This is a genomic window from Kitasatospora sp. NPDC101801 (assembly GCF_044766665.1).
Taxonomy (GTDB): domain Bacteria; phylum Actinomycetota; class Actinomycetes; order Streptomycetales; family Streptomycetaceae; genus Kitasatospora.
This window is the reverse complement of the sequence record NZ_JBIWML010000005.1, coordinates 111,227-130,360: the sequence shown is the minus strand read 5'-3', so window position 1 is coordinate 130,360 and position 19,134 is coordinate 111,227. Positions and strand designations below refer to the sequence as shown.

Sequence of the window (19,134 nt, the reverse complement as noted above, 5' to 3'; positions counted from 1 at the left end):
GGTGCCGGATCACCCTTCGAGGGCGTCCGCGTGCCGCTGGCCCGGGATGCGGCCGCAGAGCAGGTTGCCGGGCTCGGCGGGGTCGTCGCTGATCCAGAACTGGACCCAGAGCAGGGCGAACTCGGCGCGGCTGAGGTAGCCGTCGCCGTCCAGGTCGAGCAGGTCGAAGATCCCGTCGGTGTCGACGCTCTGCCCGTTCCAGGTCTCCACCAGCCGCTGGTGCTCGCTGCGGGAGATCCGGCCGTCCCCGTTCTCGTCGACGGCGTCGAAGATGGTGTCGGCGGTGGTGCTGACGGCCGCCACCATGCCGGGCAACTCGTCGACCAGGGCGAGGAGTTCGTCGAGGTCGACCCGGCCGTCACCGTTGGCGTCGCCGTGTGCCAGCAGGCTCTCCCACCAGCCCATCAGGACGGCCTCCAGGGTGGTCCGCAACTCCGCCCCCGCCGCCACCCGGGGCAGTCGGCTCCAGCGGACCACGAGGGCCTCGAAGTCGTCCCGCTGGAGGTACCCGTCCCCGTTCACATCGAACGCGGCGAACATTCCCTTGATCTTGTCCCGCTGGAACACGCTGGCCATGAGCTGCCCCTTGCTGTGCCGGTGGTCGTGCCGGAGCCGAAGAACGCCATCACGTCGGGCGATCGGTCGACCACGCTAGGTCGGATCCCGGGTGTCATGAGGGCTGTTCGGTACATCGCCGGACGGGACGGGTGCGGTGTGGTATCCCCGGCGCCCGGGCGGTGGCTGCAAGGATTCTGCAAGCCGGACCACCCACCATGAGCGCTTCGAATGCCTTTGCGAGTCGGGGAGTTGAGGTCGTGGCCGGAGCCGAGGTGCAGGTGGATCCCCAGGTGCTTCAGCAGGCCAGGTCCGCCACGGGCGAGACCCGGGGCGACTTCCGGGCCGCGGCGTTGTCGCCGTTGGACGAGACCACCGCCTGCTCCGGCAAGCTCGCGGGTTGGCAGTCCGCCGAGGGGATGAAGGTGCTCGTGCAGCGGTGGGAGCAGCAGGTGGAGGGCCTGGACGCGATCCTGCGCGGCCTCGCCGAACGGTTCGAGACCTCGGCCGCGGCCTACCGGCGCACCGAGGCGGACGTCCAGGGCGAGATGTCCCGCATCCAGCGGGCGTTCGGGTAGCCGGCCGTGCGCTACGAGGATCTCTACCACGCGGATCTGAAGGCGCTGGACGCGGCGGCGGACAGCTGGGAGCAGGCGGCGAAGCGGCTCCGGGCCGCCGTCGGCGGCTTCGGCTCCGGCACGGTCAAGCCGCTCTCCGCCTCGGACTGGCGTGGCGACGCCGCCGTCCGGGCGTTCAACTCCCTCTCCCAGGCCGAGCAGGAGCTCGACCGGGCGGCGAACGAGGCGGCCAGGGTCCAGGCCCTGCTGGCGGACGTGCACGCCCAGTTCACGGCCGTGCAGAAGGAGTTGCGGACGCTGGCCGAGAGCGAGGCGCCGGCCGCCGGGGTGCGGATCGCCGAGAACGGGCAGGTGTCGCCGCGCAATCCGCTCGACAGCACGTCCCACGAGCGGAACGATCCGGACTTCCGGGACGCGCAGAACCAGCAGAACCAGGCCGTCCAGCAGGTGGAGCAGCGGCTCACCGAGATCCTGGGCAAGGCCGACCGGCTGGACGCGGCGGCGGACCAGGCGCTGCGTCAGGACCTGAACTCCGCTGCCGACCGGGGCTTCAACACGGACTCCTCCACCAAGCTCGACCAGGTCAGGAACCCGAGCGAGCAGAACTACCAGAACGCGGGCGACTTCATCTTCGACGAGATGAAGACCAACATCGAGTCGCCCGACTTCAAGTCGATCCGGGACCTGTACAACACCGACGACTCCTTCATCGGGATCCTCACCACGCCCACCGACAAGCTCGCGGCGCTGGCGAAGTGGGCCCTGAAGGTCGGCCCCGGCCAGGACTGGGACCACAAGCCGAAGTTGCAGGACCGGCTCGACCTGAAGCAGCCGGACGACTTCTACTTCCAGGCGCCGGGCACCGAGGACAAGGTCTTCTACGACATCTACTCGAACATCCACTACGGCTACGTGGGCACCGCAGCGGGCTTCGGCCCCGACACCCTGATCAAGGGCGCCACCGTCCCCATCCCGGTCCTGGTCGGCAAGAGCGACCCGGGGGACGTGCTGACCATGCAGGCGGGCATCGACCTGTGGAAGCAGTACGGCAAGGACCTGACGAAGGAACAGCTCGACGCCAAGATCCGCGAGGTGGTCGCCGAGATGAAGGCCAAGCACCTGGACCAGGTCCGCCCGGCCTGAGCGGCCGTCGGTCTCAGCTGCCCGCGCCGCTGGGCCAGTAGGGCTGCCCGGTGGGGTGGTAGTACCAGGCCGGCCGGCTGCGGTGGTTCGCCCACGCCACGCCGCCGGCTCCCGAGGCGAGCGTGGCCAGGACGACCAGGAAGGCCGTCACGAGTTCCAGGTAGCCGTTCGGCAGCAGCAGGACCCACCCGGTCGACTGGGCCGCCGCGAGCAGCAGGAGCACACCGGTCCGGGCCGGCAGGGTCTGCCGTACCGTCAGCCGGCCGGCGACCAGGCCGAGGAGGACGGCCGGGATCACCACCATGAGCAGCGCGACCACGAGGAAGAAGAGCAGAGCGATGAGCATGGCGAGGCCCCGAATCCGTTTGGGCAGCGCCGGCCGCGCGATCGCGACAGCCGACCTGGTGACGCCATCCTGGCAGATTCTTTGAACGTGTTCAATATTGCCGCCGACGGGCCGGGTCAGCCGGTCGTGGCGGTGGAGGACCAGCCGCTGCGGTGCAGGCGGGCGAGGCCGTCGAGGAGCAGGTCGAGGGCGAACTCGAACTCGAACTGGTCGTCACACCCGGGGCCCACGACGGACTTCTCGTCGTGGGCCCCCGCCGTGGCGAGCTCGGCGACGTACGGGAAGTTCGCGGCCAGGGCCCGGAGCACGGCGGGGTCGGGCGGGGTGGCGCCGGGGGAGTCGTCGAAGAGCTCCTGGGTGAAGCCGAGCATCCGGCTGCCGAGGGCGTGCATCGCGTGGTGGGTGAGGTCGACCGAGCACCCGCCGGTGCGGAACAGGCCGATCAGCGAGTCGGTGTAGCCGAGCAGGGCCGGGGTCGGGGCGGTGCGGGACTGGATCACCCGGGCGGCCCAGGGGTGGCCGAGCAGGGCGCTCCGGGCGGTGAGGATGCGGGCCCGGACGGCGGGCCGCCAGTCGGGGCCCGGGGCGGGCGGGCCGATCTCGTCGAGCACGAAGTCGACCATGCCGTCGAGCAGTTGCTCCTTGTTGGCGACGTGCTTGTAGAGCGCCATCGGCACCACGCCGAGCTCCTGGGCGAGCCTGCGCATGCTGAGCGCGTCGATCCCGATGGCGTCCGCGAGGGCCACGGCGGCGCGCAGCACCCGGTCGCGGCTCAGTGGTGCCCGGCGGGCTGCCTCCGGCTGCCGAGTCATCGTCAGCTCCCTTGCGGTCGGCCGGAGAACCGGCGGCTGGTGTTGACGAGTGTACGGCGTACGCCTAACCTCTGGCACAGGTGTACGCCGTACACCTCGGGGCTGGGGAGGAAACTGATGAGTTCGGACCGAAGGACCGCGACGATTGCGGGCTGGCTGTTCCTGATCACCGAGGTCGCCGCGGTCGGCGGCCTCACGCTGTACGGACCGGCGTTGCGGAACGCCGGCTACGTGCTCGGCGCCGGGGCCGACGCGCGGGTGTTCGCCGGGGCGCTGTGCGAGATCGTGCTGGTGCTCGCGGTGATCGGGACCGGGGTGGTGCTGTACCCGGTGCTGCGGCGGCGGAACGAGGCCGCGGCGCTCGGCTACGTCTGCGGCCGGCTGCTGGAGGCCGCCGTCATCGCGGTCGGGATCGTGGCGGTGCTGTCGGTGGTGACGGTGCGTCGGGAGGTCGCGGCCGGGGTGGGGAGCGAGGCGGTGGCGCGGGCGTTGGTGGCGGTCCACGACTGGACCTTCCTGCTCGGGCCGAACTTCGTGCTGGGGGCGAACAGCCTGGTGCTGGCGGTGGTGATGTACCGCTCACGGCTGGTGCCCCGGTTCGTCGCGGTGCTGGGGCTGGTCGGCGGTCCGCTGATCTGCGTCTCGGCCACCGCGGTGCTGTTCGGGCTCTACGGGCAGGTGTCGCCGGTGGGTTCGCTGGCGGCGGTGCCGGTGTTCGCCTGGGAGGTGACGTTGGCGGTGCGGCTGATCGTCAAGGGCTTCGACCCGGCCGCCCCGGCTGCCTGACGGTGCCCGGCCGGGGGCGGCGGGCCCGGCCGGAGCGGCGGCTGGCATGCTGCTGCTGTGGAGAAGCCGGAGATCTGGATCGAGTTCGACCCCGAGTTGCACGTCTTCGTCGCCGCGCCCCGGCGGGCCGGCCGGTCGCAGGTGCGGACCGACGGCACCTCGACGCTCGGGCACCTGGTCGAGTCGCTCGGCGTGCCGCTCACCGAGGTCGGTGTGCTGGAGGCGGACGGGGTGCCGGTGCCGGCCGCCCACATCCCGGGAGCCGGTGAGCGGATCTCGGTGCAGGCGGTGACCAGGCCGCAGCAACTGGCGGGCCCGGCCCGCTTCCTGCTCGACGTGCACCTCGGGACGCTGGCGCGCCGGCTGCGGCTGCTGGGCGTGGACGCGGCGTACGAGAGCACCGACATCGGGGATCCGGCGCTGGCCACCCGCTCGGCCGCCGAGCAGCGGGTGCTGCTCTCCCGCGACCGGGGGCTGCTGCACCGGCGCGAGCTCTGGGCGGGCGCCTACGTGTACAGCCACCGTCCGGTCGAGCAACTGCGGGACGTGCTCTCCCGGTTCGCCCCGCCGCTGGCGCCCTGGACCAGGTGCACGGCCTGCAACGGGACGCTCCGCGAGGCCGCCAAGGCCGAGGTGAAGGAGCAGCTCCGGGACGGGACCGAGCGCGCCTACGACGTGTTCGCGCAGTGCGCCGACTGTTCGCAGGTGTACTGGCGCGGTGCGCACCACTCCCAGCTGGAGGCGATCGTGGCGGCTGCGGTGGAGGAGTTCGGGGCGCCCCGGGCGGGCTGAGCGAGGGGTCGGGCGGCGGGCAGTTGGCCGGTTTCGGTCTACGGAAGGTCCCGCTCTGTGTAATGTCACATGCCATGAAGCCCTCCCTTGCTGCCGCCGTGCTCGCGGCGAGCGTCCTGCTGCCCACCCTCTCCGTCGTCCCCGCGCAGGCCGCTGCGGCGAGCTGCACGGTCGGCGCGGCCGAACGCGGTGCGGAGGAGCGGCGGTTGACCGACCCGCGCAGTGCCGAACTGGTGGCCCGGGGCGGTCTCGGCAGCTTCACCGCCCGGTTCCCGGCGGCGCTGTGCAGCGCCCGATCGGTGGCCGAGGCCGAGCAGCTGCTCGACTCCTGGGGCACGGCGCTCTGGCAGGCGGCGGTGAACCGGAGCCAGGGGCGGCGCCCCGGCGGTGACCTGGCGGCGTCGGACGACCGGCCGCTGTACTGGGCCCGACTCGCGATGGTCGACCAACTGGCGGGCTGGCAGCCGGTGTTCGCGGTGGATCGGGAGGCGCTGCGGGGCCGGTTCGAGGACGCCTCGCGGGGGTTGCGGGAGAACGACTTCGGCGGGGCCCCGGGAGTGAAGCGGATCTTCGTCAGCGGATTCGACCCGTTCGGCCTGGACGGGGACCTGCGGACCGCCAACCCGTCCGGCTCGGCCGCGCTGAGCCTGAACGGACGGCGGGTGACGCTGGACGACGGCAGCACCGCCGAGATCCGCGCGGTGGTGCTGCCGGTCCGCTACGCCGACTTCGACCACGGCATCGTGGAGCGCGCGTTCGCCCCGAGGCTGACGGCCGGTCCGCGCGCGGCCGACCGGATCACCACCATCAGCCAGGGTTACCCCGGCCTGTTCACGGTTGAGGCCTGGGCCGGCCGGGCCCGCTCCGCCGACCCGTACCCGGACAACACCGGGGCGCTGTCCGGCGGGACGTACGACCACCCCGTGGTGGCGCCGGGGATGGGCCCCGGGGCGGAGTTCATCCCGACCACCCTGCCCGGGGCGGCCTGGGAGGCGGCGGCCCAGAGCCCGTTCCCGGTGCTGCTGAACACCGAGGTGACCGAGATCCCGGCGGGCGGGAGCGAGCCGGTCGACCGGGCCGACGGCCCGACCCCGGGCTCCCGGGCGGTGGCCGGCGGGGGCGGCGGCTACCTCTCCAACGAGGTCGCGTACCGGAGCAACCGCCTGCGCCTGGAGCTGCGCCCCGACCTGCCCGGCGGCCACCTGCACACCCCCGTACTGACCGGCCTGCCGGCCGACCGCACCCAGCTGAGCGGCGCGCAGTTCGAACAGAACGAACAGGCGATCACCGCCGAGATCCTCACCCTCCTCCGGGCCGGCTGGCGCCGGTAGCGGCGATGTTCCGAGGGCGGGTCAGGGGCTGATCGCGAGGACCAGGAAGGCGGCCATGATGGCGAGGTGGACGCCGCCCTGGAGGGGGGTGGCGCGGCCGGGCATGACGGTGAGGGTGCCGACGGCGATGGTGAGGGCGAGCAGGATCATGTGGGTGGCGTCGAGGCCCAGGACCAGGGGGCCGCTGAGCCAGGCGGAGGCGACCGCGACGGCGGGGATGGTCAGGCCGATGCTGGCCAGGGCCGAGCCGTGGGCGAGGTTGAGGCTGGTCTGCATCCGGTCCCGGGCGGCGGAGCGGACGGCGGCGATGGTCTCCGGGAGCAGCACCAGCATGGCGATCACCACGCCGACCACCGAGGCGGGCAGGCCCGCGTCGGCGACCACCCGTTCGATGGTGGGGCTGACCCCCTTGGCCAGCCCGACCACCGCGACCAGGGCCACCCCGAGCAGGGCGAGGCTGAACCAGGCGGCCCGGGCGGTCGGCGGGTGGGCGTGCTCGTCCAGGACCTTCCCGTCGGAGGTCAGCGGGAGGAAGTAGTCCCGGTGACGGACGGTCAGGGTGCCGACGAAGAGGCCGTAGACGATCAGCGAGGCGGTCGCCGCGAAGACCAGCTGGGTGGTGGAGAACTGCGGGCCCGGCTTGCTGGTGGTGAAGGTCGGCAGCACCATGCTGAGGGTGGCCAGGGTGGCGATCGCGCTGAACGCGGCCCCGGTGCCCTCGGCGTTGAAGACGGCCACCCGGTGCCGGAGCGCGCCGACCAGGATGCACAGCCCGACGATGCCGTTGCAGGTGATCATCACCGCCGCGAACACGGTGTCCCGCGCCAGGGTGGCGTTCTTCTCGCTGCCGTCGGCCATCAGCGTCACGATCAGCGCGACCTCGATGATGGTCACCGCGACCGCCAGCACCAGCGAGCCGAACGGTTCGCCGACCCGGTGCGCGATCACCTCCGCGTGGTGCACCGCCGCGAGCACCGCGGCCGCCAGGAACAGCGCGACCAGCACCACCAGCGCGGTGGGCAGGGATCTGCCCCAGGTCGCGGCGAGCAGCACGAAGGCGAGCGCGGGGGCGAGGGTGGTCCACTGCAGGGTCTGACTGCGGGCCTTGGCGATCATCCCCCGAGTTTTCCAGGGCCGGGCCGTTCCGGCGGTGGGCCCGGGGAGCACGGCGTGTCGGCGTACCGGTGCTGAGCGGCGGTTTCGGTGCCGAACCGGTGGGAGATCGGGAGAACCTCTTCGTATGCTTCACGCGTGGTGTTGAGGGAACGACACCGTGGGAGAGGGACCGATGAAGCGATTTGGCAGGGCACTGACCACCGGCGTACTCAGCGGCGCACTGGCGCTGACGGCGGCGTGCTCGGGGGGTGGGACGAAGGCGGGGCCGACGGGGACGGCGAGCCCGTCCGCGGTCAAGACCTCGGCGGCGGTGATCAGCATCGAGCCCGGCAACGGCAGCACCGGCGTCAAACCGGCCGGCGCGCTCAAGGTCTCGGTGCAGGGCGGCAAGCTGACGGACGTCCAGGTCGCGGCGAAGGGCGGCGCCGCCGTGCCGGGGACCTTCACGGTGGACGGTTCCAGTTGGACGCCGACCGGCAACCTCGCGGTCTCCACCGACTACCAGGTGGACGCCAAGGCCGTGGACGCCAACGGGGTGGCGGCCGCGCTCCAGGGCGGCTTCAGCACCCTGAAGCCGAGCAAGGGTGCCGGGCCGCACGACAACATCGCCGACGGCGCCACGTACGGGGTCGGCATGATCGTCTCGCTGGAGTTCAAGGAGCCGGTCAAGGACCGGGCGGCGGTGGAGCAGGCGGTGTCCTTCGAGACCGGCGACGGCACGGTGGTCAAGCCGCACTGGTTCAGCTCCGAGCGGGTCGACTTCCGTCCGGAGAAGTACTGGAAGGCGCAGAGCCGAGTCACCGTCAGGTACCGGCTGAAGAGCGTGGAGACCGCGCCCGGCGTCTACGGCGGGGTGGACTCGGACCAGACCTTCACGGTCGGCCGGTCCCGGATCAGCACCGCCGACGCGAGCAGCAAGAAGATGGTGGTGCAGGAGGACGGCAAGCCGGACGAGACCATCCCGATCAGCGCCGGCGCCAGCTCACCCGCCTCGCAGAACACCTTCAACGGCACCATGGTGGTGATGGCGAAGGAGGGCACCGCCGTGATGGACTCCAGCACGGTGCCCAACCACGAGGGCCCGGCGTACAAGGTGGAGATGCCGCACGCGCTGCGGCTCACCCCGACCGGCACCTACGTGCACGGCAAGAACGCCGCGCCGAGCGTCTTCGGCAGCCAGAACATCAGCCACGGCTGCATCGGCCTGTACGACGGGCCCGGTGACGGCAGTTCCGACCTGCCGGGCGGCAAGTTCTACGACGCGGCGATGGTGGGCGACGTGGTGACGGTGCAGAACTCGGTCGGTAAGCCGGTGGACCCGGACAACGGGATGAGCGGCTGGAACATCGACTGGAGCAAGTGGTAGCGGCCGGGCGCGCCACCCAGCCGTGACCTGACGTTGTCCGGCTGCTCAGCGGCGCGCCAACCCGGGCTGCTTCGCTACCGAACAGCGGGTGGCCGCGACCCGGTTAGGCTGCCCTGGCGGGCCCGCCACCGGGCAGTGCCGACGGACGAAAGAGGACACGATGGTGCACGCACGCGCAGGCCGGCAGGCCGAGCCGCAGGATCTGGTCGACGTGGCCCGGCTGGTGACGGCCTATTACGCGCTGCGCCCGGACCCGGCCGAGGTCGGGCAGCGGGTCGCGTTCGGCACCTCGGGGCACCGCGGGTCCTCGCTGGACACCGCCTTCAACGAGGACCACATCGCCGCGACCACCCAGGCGATCTGCGAGTACCGGGCCGCCCAGGGCACCAACGGGCCGCTCTTCCTCGGCATCGACACCCACGCGCTGTCGGAGCCCGCCCGGGTCACCACCATCGAGGTGCTGGCCGCCAACGGCGTGACCGTGCTGCTGGACAGCGCCGACGGCTACACACCGACCCCGGCGGTCTCGCACGCGATCCTCGCCCACAACCGGGGCAACCCGGCCGGGCGGGCCGACGGCATCGTGGTCACGCCCTCGCACAACCCGCCCGGCGACGGCGGCTTCAAGTACAACCCGCCGCACGGCGGCCCGGCCGGTTCGGACGCCACCGGGTGGATCCAGGACCGGGCCAACGAGCTGATCCGGGGCGGGCTCGCGGACGTCCGGCGGATGCCGTACACCCGGGCGCTGGCCGCGGAGACCACCGGGCGCCACGACTTCCTCGGCACCTACACCGAGGACCTGCCCTCGGTGCTCGACCTGGACGCGATCCGGTTCGCCGGGATCCGGATCGGGGCCGACCCGCTGGGCGGGGCCTCGGTCGCGTACTGGGGCCGGATCGCCGAGACCCACCGGCTCGACCTGACGGTGGTCAACCCGCTGACCGACCCGGCCTGGCGCTTCATGTCGCTGGACTGGGACGGCAAGATCCGGATGGACTGCTCCTCCCCGTACGCGATGGCCTCGCTGATCGGCCGTCGGGACGAGTACACCATCGCCACCGGCAACGACGCGGACGCCGACCGGCACGGCATCGTCACGCCGGACGGCGGCCTGATGAACCCCAACCACTACCTGGCCGTGGCGATCGACTACCTCTACCGGAACCGCCGGGACTGGCCGGCCGGGGCCGCCGTCGGCAAGACCCTGGTCTCCTCGTCGATGATCGACCGGGTGGCGGGCGAGCTGAAGCGCGACCTGCTCGAGGTGCCGGTCGGGTTCAAGTGGTTCGTGGACGGGCTGCTGACCGGCTCGGTCGCGTTCGGCGGCGAGGAGTCGGCCGGGGCCTCGTTCCTGCGCCGCGACGGCGGGGTGTGGAGCACCGACAAGGACGGCATCCTGCTCGCGCTGCTGGCCGCCGAGATCACCGCCGTCACCGGGCGCACGCCGTCCCAGCACTACGGCGAACTGACGGACCGTTTCGGCGCCCCCGCCTACGCGCGGGTGGACGCCCCGGCGGACCGGGCGCAGAAGGCTGCGCTGGCCAAGCTCTCCGCCGAGCAGGTGAAGGCCGGCGAGCTGGCCGGTGAGCCGATCACCGCCGTGCTCACCGAGGCGCCGGGCAACGGCGCCGCGATCGGCGGGCTGAAGGTCTGCACCGAGAACGCCTGGTTCGCGGCCCGGCCGTCGGGCACCGAGGACGTGTACAAGATCTACGCCGAGAGCTTCCACGGCGCGGAGCACCTGGCCCGGGTGCAGGAGGAGGCCCGGGCGCTGGTCGGCGAGGCGCTGGGCGGCGTCTGACGCCCCGCCGACGCCCGGTCCCGCCGCGCTCCCCGCAGCGCGGCGGGACCTCGGGGCCCGGCCGGCGCGGGGGAGGTACTAGGATCCCGGTATGTCGAACCCCGATGGGCTGCTCGTCGACATCGCCGCGATGGTGGAGTCCGAGCACAGCAATCAGATGCCCCTGACCGTGGTCGTCCCCGGCGCCGTCATCACCGGACGGCTCGCCCCGCAGAGCCTGTGGCGGGAACGGATCGCCGAAGTCCTCGCGGCTTCGGACCACCTCAAACCCTTCGCCACCCTGTTCACCGACCCCGGCCCCGGCGGTCCGGGCGGCGACCCCGCCGGCCGGCCGACCCATCTGCACCTGCACCTCGCCCGCATCCTGCAGGGCAGTTACGGCCTGCCGCACACCGGCGGCATGTACCGGATCGCGATCGCCGACATCAGCAGCTGGACCGTCGGGGACCTCAGCTACACCGACCAGTAGACCGACCCGCGCCCGGTCCGGACTCCAGGGTCCGGGCCGGGCCGTTCGCTGCCGGGCGGGAAGCGGCCCGGTCCGCCGAACGGCCCCCCGGCGCGGGCCCGGTGTGTGATCGTTACCGCATGCCGATCTTCGCTTCCCACGACCACGTCGGACTCTGGTACGAACTCGCCGGTGCGGGCGACCCGTTGCTGGTGCTGGGCGGCGGCCCGGGCACGGACGCGCGCTACCTGGGCGACCTCGGCGGGCTGGACCGGCACCACCGGCTGGTCTTCCTGGACGGCCGGGCCGCCGGACGGTCCGAGGTCCCGGCGGACCGGAGCACGGTCTCCTTCGTCGAGCAGGCGCGCGACGTGGAGGCGCTGCGGCTGCACCTGGGCCTGGAGCGGTTCGACCTGCTGGCCCACTCGGCGGGCTGCCTGACCGCCCAGGAGTACCTGGCCGGACACCCGGACCGGGTCCGGCGGGCGGTGCTGGTCACCCCGGTCGGCCGGGTCGAACGCGAACCCGACCCGGTCGAGCTGGCCGAGCTGAAGGCGGCGCGGGCCGACGAGCCCTGGTACCCGAAGGCGGCCGAGGCGGACCGCCGGCTGGCCGCGGGCGAGGTGACCGGCGCCGAACTCGCCGTCCTGCAGAGCTGGGCGCTGCCGTTCTCCTGGTACCGGTGGAGCCGGGAGCGGTACGCCGAGTACCGGCACGGGCACGCCGGCTCGGTGCCGTGGGTGCGGGACGCCTTCTACGCCGGAGCCCCGGCCGCCGGGGAGCGGGCGGCCCGGCTGGCCCGGCTGTCGGCCGGCACGACTCCCGTCCTGGTGCTGGCCGGTGCGGCCGACGGCCTGATCGGGACGGTGCCGGCCCGGCGGGTGGCGGAGTGTCACCCCGGCGCCCGGCTGGAGGTGCTGACCGAGTCCGGGCACCGGCCGTGGGTGGAGGAGCCGGAGCGTTTCGTCCGCACCGTGACGGAGTTCCTGACGGCGGGGTAGCGGCGAGGGCCGGGCTCCGGTGTCGGGGCCCGGCGTCGCGTCACAGGTGCGGGGTGATCGCGGGCAGCAGGTCCTTGAAGGTACGGCCGGTGGCGGGGGCGCCGATGGCGGTCATCTGCCAGCCGTCGCCGGTGCGTTGGACCTTGGCCATGATCTGGGCGGTGTACGGGCCGCCGCCGGTCAGGGTGTAGCGGGCGAGCTCCTGGCCGGTGCTCTCGTCGACCAGCCGGCAGAAGGCGTCCTGGACGGCCGCGAAGGTCTGGCCGGTGAAGGAGTTCACGGTGAAGACGATCTGCTCGACCCGGGCCGGGACCCGCTGCAGATCGACCACGATCGACTCGTCGTCGCCGCCCTTGACCGTGCCGCCGACCAGGTTGTCGCCGGTGTGGCGGACGGAACCGTCGGTGCTGGTGAGCTGGTTGAAGTAGACCACCTCGACCAGCTCGCGCCCGGCGGAGAACAGCACCGCCGAGGCGTCCAGGTCGATGTCACGGGCCGTCAGCTTGGCGAGGAAGCCCTTGCGGGGCGCCGCCTGCCAGCCCAGACCCATGCGCACCACGCTGAGGGCGCCACCGTCGGACTTGCGCAGGCTGATTCCTTGGCCCTTGGCCAGGTTCACACTCACGTGGCTCTCTCCTTCGTGGACACGACCGGGGTGGGACCCCGTTGAGTACTCCACCCGGTCAACTCCCGACGGGCGCGATCCGTTGCACCCCGGCCGCTGTCCGGGTCGGATCTACAGCAGTGTAGATCTCGGGGTGGCCGTTACGATGAACGGCCACCGCCGTGCCGGGCGGTACCGGACCGGAGGGAGACGCCATGACGCAGGCCGGGGACGGAGCCGACCCGGGCCGCAGGCGCGGGCAGGGCGAGCTCGAGGCCGCGCTGTTCCGGGTGCTCGGCCGGGCCGGGGAGCCGGTCACCGCGGCCTGGGTGCAGGAGAACTTCGAGGGCGAGCTGGCCTACTCGACGGTGATCACCATCCTGTCCCGGCTGCACGAGAAGGGCGCCGTCACCCGGGTCAGGGACGGCCGCTCCTACCGGTGGACCCCGGCGGCCGACGGCGCCGGCCTGGCCGCCCTGCGGATGCGCCGGGTGCTGGACCGGGAGGCGGACCGGGACGCGGTGCTGGCCAGCTTCGTGACCGCGCTGTCGCCGCACGACGAGCAGCTGATCCGCTCCCTGCTGGCCGGGACCGAGCCGCCGCCGGGCACCCCGCCGAGCGGGCGGGAGGGCTGAGCGGTGGGGGTCTTCGTCTTCCTCCCGTTGATCCTGCCGCTGACGGCGCTGCCGATCGCCCGGCTGGCCGAGCAGCACCTGCACCCGCGCACCGCGGCCCGGCTGCTCACCGGGCTGGCGGCGATCCTCGGTCTCTGCAGCACGCTCTGCCTGGTGCTGCTCGGCGTGGTGGGCACCGCGCAGATCCCCGGCAACCCGCTGCCCGACGCCTGGGCCGACCCGGAGGTCCGGGCGGCGGTGCCCTACGACGAGGAGGTGGGCACCGCGTCGATCGCCGCGCTGCTCGCGGTGCTCCTCGCGGCGGCGGCCGTCTGCTGGCGGCACCGCCGGGTCGAGTCGGGCGCCCGGCGCGCCCTGGCCGCGCTGCCCGGCAGTGCGGAGGTGGTGGTGCTGCCGGACGAGGTGCCCTACGCGTACGCGGTGCCGGGTCGGCCCGGCCGGATCGCGGTCTCGACCGGCATGCTGGCCTGCCTGGACGAGGACGAGCGGGGCGCGCTGATCGCGCACGAGCGGGCCCATCTGAGCGGTCGTCACCACCGCTACCTACTGCTGGTCCGGCTGGCCGCCGCGGTGAACCCGTTTCTGCGCCCGCTGCGTGAGGCGGTCGCGTTCAGCGCCGAGCGCTGGGCGGACGAGGAGGCCGCGCAGGCCGTCGGGGACCGTCGGCTGACGGCCCGTGCGGTCGGCCGGGCGGCGCTCGCCGGACCTTCGGCCGTCCCGGTCGGGCTGACCGGCTTCGCCGCGCCCGGCCCCGTCCCGCGCCGGATCGCCGCGCTGCTGGCCCCCGGTCCTGGCCTGCGGGGCTGGCCGCCGGCGCACAGCCGGACCGGGCTGGCCGCGCTGGTCGCGGCGGTGGGGACCACGGTGTCGGCGGTGTCCGCACTGAACGCCTGCGCGGCGCTGCTGCTGGTGCTGCACGTGGTGCCGATGAACCCGCTGGGCTGAGACCGACCGGCGGGCCCGGGGGAGGGGCTCGGCTTCGGCCGAGGTTCTACAGTGCTGTAGATTCACAGAACGGCCGCCGGGACGCTCGGAACCCGGCCGGGAACTTCAGGAGGGGCACTGTGGGAGTCTCGCTCGCCAAGGGTGGCAATGTTTCGCTGACCAAGGAGGCCCCCGGCCTGACCGCGGTCATCGTCGGTCTCGGCTGGGACGTCCGCACGACGACCGGCGCGGCCCACGACCTCGACGCCAGCGCGCTGCTCTGCAACGCCAACGGCCGGGTGCTCACCGACCAGCACTTCGTCTTCTTCAACAACCTGAAGAGCCCGGACGGTTCGGTCGAGCACAGCGGTGACAACCTCACCGGCGGCGGGGACGGCGACGACGAGCAGGTCAAGGTCGACCTCGCGGCCGTCCCGGCCGACGTGGCCAAGATCGCCTTCCCGGTGTCGATCTACGACGCCGAGAACCGGCAGCAGAGCTTCGGCCAGGTCCGCAACGCCTTCATCCGGGTGGTGAACCAGGCCGACGGCACGGAGATCGCCCGCTACGACCTCACCGAGGACGCCTCCACCGAGACCGCCATGATCTTCGGCGAGCTCTACCGCCACGGCGAGGAGTGGAAGTTCCGGGCGATCGGCCAGGGGTACGCCTCGGGGCTGCGCGGCATCGCCCAGGACTTCGGCGTCAACGTCTGACCTCCCTCCGCCCCCTGCACGCCCTGGACGTCGGGTGCCCGAAAGGACAGCGGTGCACGCTCCGCAGGAACAACCCGGCGCGGTCCGGCCGGTCGGCACCACGGGGTGGTCACCCCCGGAGCAGGAGACCCGGCCGGTCTTCCAGCCCGTTGAGGTGCGGTTCGAGGACGGCCGCTGGGCGGTCGGCCGGATCAACGCCTGGTGGGAGGCGGCCGACGGCCGGCTCTGGTGCCGGCTCCGGGTGATGGGTGACGGCTCGTCGGCCCACTGGCAGCCGTACGACCCGGACCGGGTCACTCTGCTCCCGTCGCACGGCATCTGACCGACGGCCCCGGCCCCGGTCAGGCCATCCGGCGCAGCCCGTCGCGGGCCCGGCGGGCGTCCCGCAGGCGCTGCTCGTAGGTGGCGCCGAGCACCAGCAGGAGCAGCCCGGCGGCGGCCAGCGGGAGCCAGCGGGGCAGCACGTCCAGGAACTCGACCAGCAGCGGGGCCAGTTCGTGCCCGGCCACCAGCAGCAGGGTGCCGGCGCCGAGGACCAGCGGGGCCTGCAGCAGGCGGCGGGCGCCGAACACGGTCAGGGCCAGCGCGCACCCGCCGAGCAGCAGCGGGCGCAGCCAGTGCGGGTCGGCCCAGACGGCGAGCAGGCTGGGCAGCAGCGCCGTGCCGAGACCCGGTCCGTACGTGGTCCAGGACGGCGCCGACGGGGTGCGGCGCCGGTGCAGGTGACCGATGGTCAGGGCGGCCGCCGCGACGCTGATTGTGTACGGCTCGGGTGCGGTCACCCCGGCGATCACCAGCCGGACCCAGGAGGACAGGACCAGCAGCGCGGTGGCCCCCGCACCGGCCCGGCGTCGGCGCTCCGGGCGCAGGGCGGCGACGCCGAGGGCGAGCAGGCCGGCCACGGCCAGCAGCAGGCTCAGCGCGGCCGGGTGACCGGCCGTCAGCGCCGCCGCGACCGGCACCAGCGCGTACCCCGTGAGTTCGGCCGGGAGGCCGGCCGGCCGGTCCGTCCGGGCGGCGACCGGGACCGAGAGCGCGGTGACCGCGAGGACGGCGAAGGCGTACTCGTGCGGGGCGAGCCCGGCCGTGGCGCCGGTGGTGACCGCGACCACGGCGAGCAGGAGGACGGCGGCGACGGCCGGCCCGGGGGTCCACGGGGCGGGCAGCGCGACCGCCGACAGGGCGGCCAGTACGGCGAGTACGGACCAGACGGCGATGGTGGTCGGCCGGTCGGTCCCGGACCAGAGCACCGCCGCCAGGGCGGTCGGGGCGAGCAGCACCAGCGCGGCGGCCGGGGCGGTCGGCCGCCGGAGCAGGGCGGCCGTGGCGCCGACGGTGAGCAGGACGGCCCAGCCGGCGCCGGCCCGCAGCGGCAGGTGCAGCAGGGTGGGCAGCAGCAGGACGACCGGGATGCCGACGGCGAGGGCCGAGCAGCCGAGCGGCCGGGCCCACGGCCGGTGGCCGGTCCGGGCGCAGCGGGCGGCGGCCGCCGCGAGGACCGCGACGAGCAGCCACGGCAGGACCGTCGGAGCCGGGGCGAGCTGCCAGGCCGGGAGGGTGGCGTCGGCCCCGAACCAGGTGCCGCCCCACTGGGCGGTGGGCGCGAAGAAGGCGGTCAGCAGGGCGGGCAGGCAGCCGAGTCCGGTGAGCAGCAGGGCGGCGGCCGCGCTGCCGAGCAGACCGCGCCAGGCGGCGGGGTGCCGGGGCTGAGGAACCGTCAGCGCGGAGACCCCGGCCAGGGCGAGCAGGGCCCCGGGGACAGCGTAGGCGGCCGGGCCCCAGTCGGTGGAGAACGCGAACCGCAGGCTGCCGCCGAGCCCGGCCAGCAGCGCGATCCCGGCGAGCGCGGCCGAGGCGCAGCGGGGGCCGGCGGCGCGCAGCGGCGCGGGCAGGACGCCGGCGGGCAGCAGCGCGGCACCGAGGCCGAGCGCCACCAGCAGGGCGAGCGGCAGCCAGTGCGGCCGGGCCTCGGCGAGCGTGGTGGCGTCGGCCACCCGGCCGGCGGCCGAGCCGCCGCCGAGCAGGGCCCAGCCGGTGGCGGTGACGGTCAGCGCAGGGGCGGTGGTGCGGGTCGCGAGGGCGAGGTCGACCAGCGCGGTGAGCAGGCAGGCGGTGGCGATCGCGGCCGGTCCGCCGCCGATGGCCACCGCAGCCAGCGGGAAGGGGAGTTGGAGCAGCAGCAGGGCCACGGGCAGCGGCCCGCGCAGCCGCAGTGCCCGGCCGTAGGCGGTCGCCCCGGCGGCGGTCAGCGCGGTGGCCCCCGCCCAGTAGGCGGCGGCGCCGAGCCGGTCCGGCCCGCCGAGGCCGACGGCCCGGGCCGCGTACCAGTCGAGCAGGACCAGCGACAGGCCGAGCGCCGCCGAGGTCTCGGCGGTGGCGGTCAGCGCCCGCCGGCGCAGCGGCAGGGGCGCCAGCAGGGCGCCGAGCGTGATGCCGGTGAGGATCAACGCCTTGGCGCCCAGGCCGAGTCGGCCCCAGCTCACCACGGTGAACACCAGGGCCGCGACGGCGACCAGCAGTCCGCCGAGGGCCAGCAGGACGGTCTGCGCGGACGGTCCCGAGACCTCCTGGCGGGGCGGCAGCGGCGGGCGGTACGGCGGGTGCGGCGGCGGGTCGGGCAGGTCCTGCCGGGCGCGCAGCCCGGCCAGCAGGTGGTCGCGGTGCAGCAGCAGGGAGTGCCGTTGGGCGTCCAGACCGGCGAGTGCGAGGGTCACCTGCCAGAGGGCGGCCGCGTCCTGGCCGAGCAGTGGGAGGCGGCACTGCGGGCAGCGGGTGACGGGCGGGGGCCCCAGCGGCGAAGCGCAGCCCGGGCAGGCGGGTGAACCGGTGTTCATGCAGGTGATTGTGGCGGCCGCACGGCGGCGGCGACATGAGTAGGGGTACTCAACTTCCGGCCGGGGCCAGTCGGCAGGCCCGGCGAGGGAGCGCCCCCGGGGGCGGATCTGGCACGCTCGGGGGATGCCAGCCAGGAACCGCCGCCTGCCGAGCCACCTGTCGTGGCCGCTCACCCCCTCGGACCTGGACGCCGCGCTCGGCGAGCGGATGGCCCGGGTCGAGGAGCTGTACTTCGGTTCCCGGCCGGCCGAGGACGGCAGCCTGCTCTCGGTGCGGTGGTACGGCATGACCGTCCACCCCTCGCTGCGGCAACGGCTGTCGATGACCGTCGTCCCGCTCCCGGCCGCCGAGCGGGCCGTGGCCCGGCAGGTGCTGGTGCAGTGCTGTCTGCCGGAGGTCGCCGCCTGGATCGACCGGGCGGTGGCGGCCCCGGAGACCTGGCGGCAGGCCGGTCACCACCGGCACTGGCGGCCGGCGGGTGCCGGGGTCACCCATCGGGACGACTTCGACCCGTACCGCTGACCGGCCGTCGGGCGGTCGGCCGGGTCGGCCCGCATGCTGGAAGGGATCTTGTCCGCCCCGGAGCGCGAGAGAAGAGGCCAGCCGATGGGTTCCCGGTCTGCCCGCACGGATCGTCAGATGCCCAAGCGCACCCGAACGAGCGCGACCTGGATCGGGGTGGCGCTGTTCGCCCTGGTCCTGTTGGTGCTCCTGATCTTCATCCTGGAGAACACCCAGCAGGTCGACGTGGCGTTCTTCGGTACGCACACCCATCTGCCGCTCGGCGTCGCCCTGCTGCTGTCCGCCGTCTGCGGGATCCTGCTGGTGGCGATCCCGGGCACGGCCCGGATCCTCCAGCTCCGCCGGGTGGCCCGGAAGAACGCCCTCGCCCCGGCGCCGGCACCCGTACCGGCCGCGCCGCCGGTGGTGGACGAGCCGGTGCCCCCGGTGGACGAGCCGGCGGTGCCGGAGCCGGGGCCCGGCCGCCCGCAGGAGTGAACCGCGCGACGGGCGTCGGGAGGCAGGGCGGAGCGTCGTGTGCGAACGTGGGTCCAGTTGTCCCGAGAGGAGCGCTCATGTCGTCGAAGCGTCGTCGTAAGAAGAAGGCTCGTGCCAAGCGCGGGGCGAACCACGGTCGTCGTCCCCAGTGCTGAGTGACGGCGGGGCGGTCCCCGGCGGCAGCTGACGGCGCCGCAGCGGACCGCCCCGCCGGGGGGGGGCCCCCGGGGGGGGGGCCCCCCCCCCCCCCGGCGGGGCCCCCCCCCCCGCCCGGGGCGCCCCCCGCCCCCGCGGCGCGGGGCGCGGGGGGGGGGGCGGACGGGCGCGCCCGCAGTCCCCCGAC

Annotated in this window: 21 protein-coding genes; 15 read left to right on the top strand and 6 right to left on the bottom strand. The window is 74.0% G+C overall.

Translation table 11 applies throughout. The features are described from left to right. Positions 1-9 precede the first annotated feature (9 nt). Positions 10-576, bottom strand: coding sequence for an EF-hand domain-containing protein (locus ACIRPK_RS09800; RefSeq protein ID WP_403035471.1), 567 nt, complete (start codon positions 574-576; stop codon positions 10-12). 239 nt (positions 577-815) lie between these two features. Between ACIRPK_RS09800 and ACIRPK_RS09795 the strand changes: the two genes are divergently transcribed. Beyond that, the gene (locus ACIRPK_RS09795; RefSeq protein WP_403035468.1) at positions 816-1,133 is read left to right on the top strand and encodes a hypothetical protein; all 318 of its coding nucleotides are present in this window, start codon (positions 816-818) and stop codon (positions 1,131-1,133) included. Between the two features lie 6 nt (positions 1,134-1,139). Beyond that, a complete protein-coding gene (locus ACIRPK_RS09790; RefSeq protein ID WP_403035466.1) occupies positions 1,140-2,276 on the top strand; it encodes a polymorphic toxin type 44 domain-containing protein in 1,137 nt (378 codons plus the stop codon). Positions 2,277-2,289: 13 nt separating this feature from the next. On the opposite strand, the gene ACIRPK_RS09785 is transcribed toward ACIRPK_RS09790, so the two are convergent. After that, positions 2,290-2,622 carry a hypothetical protein gene (locus ACIRPK_RS09785; RefSeq protein WP_403035464.1) on the bottom strand — a complete coding sequence of 111 codons (333 nt, stop codon included), beginning with the start codon at positions 2,620-2,622 and terminating at the stop codon, positions 2,290-2,292. Positions 2,623-2,738: 116 nt separating this feature from the next. Continuing rightward, positions 2,739-3,434: a TetR/AcrR family transcriptional regulator gene (locus ACIRPK_RS09780; protein WP_403035461.1), complete on the bottom strand. Its 696-nt coding sequence runs from the start codon at positions 3,432-3,434 to the stop codon at positions 2,739-2,741. Positions 3,435-3,551: 117 nt separating this feature from the next. Here ACIRPK_RS09780 and ACIRPK_RS09775 point away from each other — a divergent pair, with 117 nt between their 5' ends. The 3 genes from ACIRPK_RS09775 (at position 3,552) to ACIRPK_RS09765 (ending at position 6,343) form a co-directional block, all read left to right on the top strand. Further along, positions 3,552-4,220: a DUF4386 domain-containing protein gene (locus ACIRPK_RS09775; protein ID WP_403035458.1), complete on the top strand. Its 669-nt coding sequence runs from the start codon at positions 3,552-3,554 to the stop codon at positions 4,218-4,220. Between the two features lie 57 nt (positions 4,221-4,277). Then, positions 4,278-5,012, top strand: a complete 735-nt coding sequence (locus ACIRPK_RS09770; protein ID WP_403035455.1) for a Mut7-C RNAse domain-containing protein — start codon at positions 4,278-4,280, stop codon at positions 5,010-5,012. Between the two features lie 74 nt (positions 5,013-5,086). After that, positions 5,087-6,343, top strand: a complete 1,257-nt coding sequence (locus tag ACIRPK_RS09765) for a pyroglutamyl peptidase (protein WP_403035453.1) — start codon at positions 5,087-5,089, stop codon at positions 6,341-6,343. A 21-nt stretch (positions 6,344-6,364) separates the two neighbouring features. Here ACIRPK_RS09765 and ACIRPK_RS09760 read toward each other — a convergent pair whose 3' ends face one another. Further along, entirely contained in the window at positions 6,365-7,459 is a 1,095-nt protein-coding gene (locus ACIRPK_RS09760) for a calcium:proton antiporter (RefSeq protein ID WP_403035451.1), read from the bottom strand. A gap of 172 nt (positions 7,460-7,631) precedes the next feature. Here ACIRPK_RS09760 and ACIRPK_RS09755 point away from each other — a divergent pair, with 172 nt between their 5' ends. The 4 genes from ACIRPK_RS09755 to ACIRPK_RS09740 all read left to right on the top strand — a co-directional run bounded on the left by ACIRPK_RS09755 (position 7,632) and on the right by ACIRPK_RS09740 (position 12,078). Further along, positions 7,632-8,825, top strand: a complete 1,194-nt coding sequence (locus ACIRPK_RS09755) for an Ig-like domain-containing protein (RefSeq protein WP_403035449.1) — start codon at positions 7,632-7,634, stop codon at positions 8,823-8,825. A gap of 160 nt (positions 8,826-8,985) precedes the next feature. Beyond that, positions 8,986-10,629, top strand: a complete 1,644-nt coding sequence (gene pgm, locus ACIRPK_RS09750) for a phosphoglucomutase (alpha-D-glucose-1,6-bisphosphate-dependent) (RefSeq protein ID WP_403035448.1) — start codon at positions 8,986-8,988, stop codon at positions 10,627-10,629. Positions 10,630-10,720: 91 nt separating this feature from the next. Next, positions 10,721-11,098, top strand: coding sequence for a hypothetical protein (locus ACIRPK_RS09745; protein ID WP_403035445.1), 378 nt, complete (start codon positions 10,721-10,723; stop codon positions 11,096-11,098). Between the two features lie 119 nt (positions 11,099-11,217). Further along, positions 11,218-12,078, top strand: coding sequence for an alpha/beta fold hydrolase (locus ACIRPK_RS09740; protein WP_403035443.1), 861 nt, complete (start codon positions 11,218-11,220; stop codon positions 12,076-12,078). Between the two features lie 40 nt (positions 12,079-12,118). Here ACIRPK_RS09740 and ACIRPK_RS09735 read toward each other — a convergent pair whose 3' ends face one another. Next, positions 12,119-12,703, bottom strand: a complete 585-nt coding sequence (locus ACIRPK_RS09735; RefSeq protein WP_403035440.1) for a TerD family protein — start codon at positions 12,701-12,703, stop codon at positions 12,119-12,121. Positions 12,704-12,897: 194 nt separating this feature from the next. On the opposite strand from ACIRPK_RS09735, the gene ACIRPK_RS09730 reads away from it, so the two are divergent. From ACIRPK_RS09730 to ACIRPK_RS09715, 4 genes are all read left to right on the top strand, one after another. Beyond that, positions 12,898-13,317: a BlaI/MecI/CopY family transcriptional regulator gene (locus ACIRPK_RS09730; protein WP_403035437.1), complete on the top strand. Its 420-nt coding sequence runs from the start codon at positions 12,898-12,900 to the stop codon at positions 13,315-13,317. A 3-nt stretch (positions 13,318-13,320) separates the two neighbouring features. Beyond that, entirely contained in the window at positions 13,321-14,262 is a 942-nt protein-coding gene (locus ACIRPK_RS09725) for a M56 family metallopeptidase (protein ID WP_403035434.1), read from the top strand. Between the two features lie 119 nt (positions 14,263-14,381). Further along, on the top strand, positions 14,382-14,957 hold the full coding sequence (locus ACIRPK_RS09720; protein WP_403035431.1) for a TerD family protein: 576 nt from the start codon (positions 14,382-14,384) through the stop codon (positions 14,955-14,957). Positions 14,958-15,009: 52 nt separating this feature from the next. Further along, on the top strand, positions 15,010-15,279 hold the full coding sequence (locus ACIRPK_RS09715) for a hypothetical protein (protein ID WP_403035429.1): 270 nt from the start codon (positions 15,010-15,012) through the stop codon (positions 15,277-15,279). A 19-nt stretch (positions 15,280-15,298) separates the two neighbouring features. Here the strand turns inward: ACIRPK_RS09715 and ACIRPK_RS09710 are convergent, their stop codons facing one another. Next, positions 15,299-17,791 carry an SCO7613 C-terminal domain-containing membrane protein gene (locus ACIRPK_RS09710; protein ID WP_403035428.1) on the bottom strand — a complete coding sequence of 831 codons (2,493 nt, stop codon included), beginning with the start codon at positions 17,789-17,791 and terminating at the stop codon, positions 15,299-15,301. A gap of 124 nt (positions 17,792-17,915) precedes the next feature. Between ACIRPK_RS09710 and ACIRPK_RS09705 the strand changes: the two genes are divergently transcribed. After that, positions 17,916-18,314, top strand: coding sequence for a hypothetical protein (locus ACIRPK_RS09705; RefSeq protein ID WP_403035427.1), 399 nt, complete (start codon positions 17,916-17,918; stop codon positions 18,312-18,314). A gap of 117 nt (positions 18,315-18,431) precedes the next feature. Beyond that, the gene (locus ACIRPK_RS09700; protein WP_403035426.1) at positions 18,432-18,791 is read left to right on the top strand and encodes a lipopolysaccharide assembly LapA domain-containing protein; all 360 of its coding nucleotides are present in this window, start codon (positions 18,432-18,434) and stop codon (positions 18,789-18,791) included. Positions 18,792-19,134 lie beyond the last annotated feature (343 nt).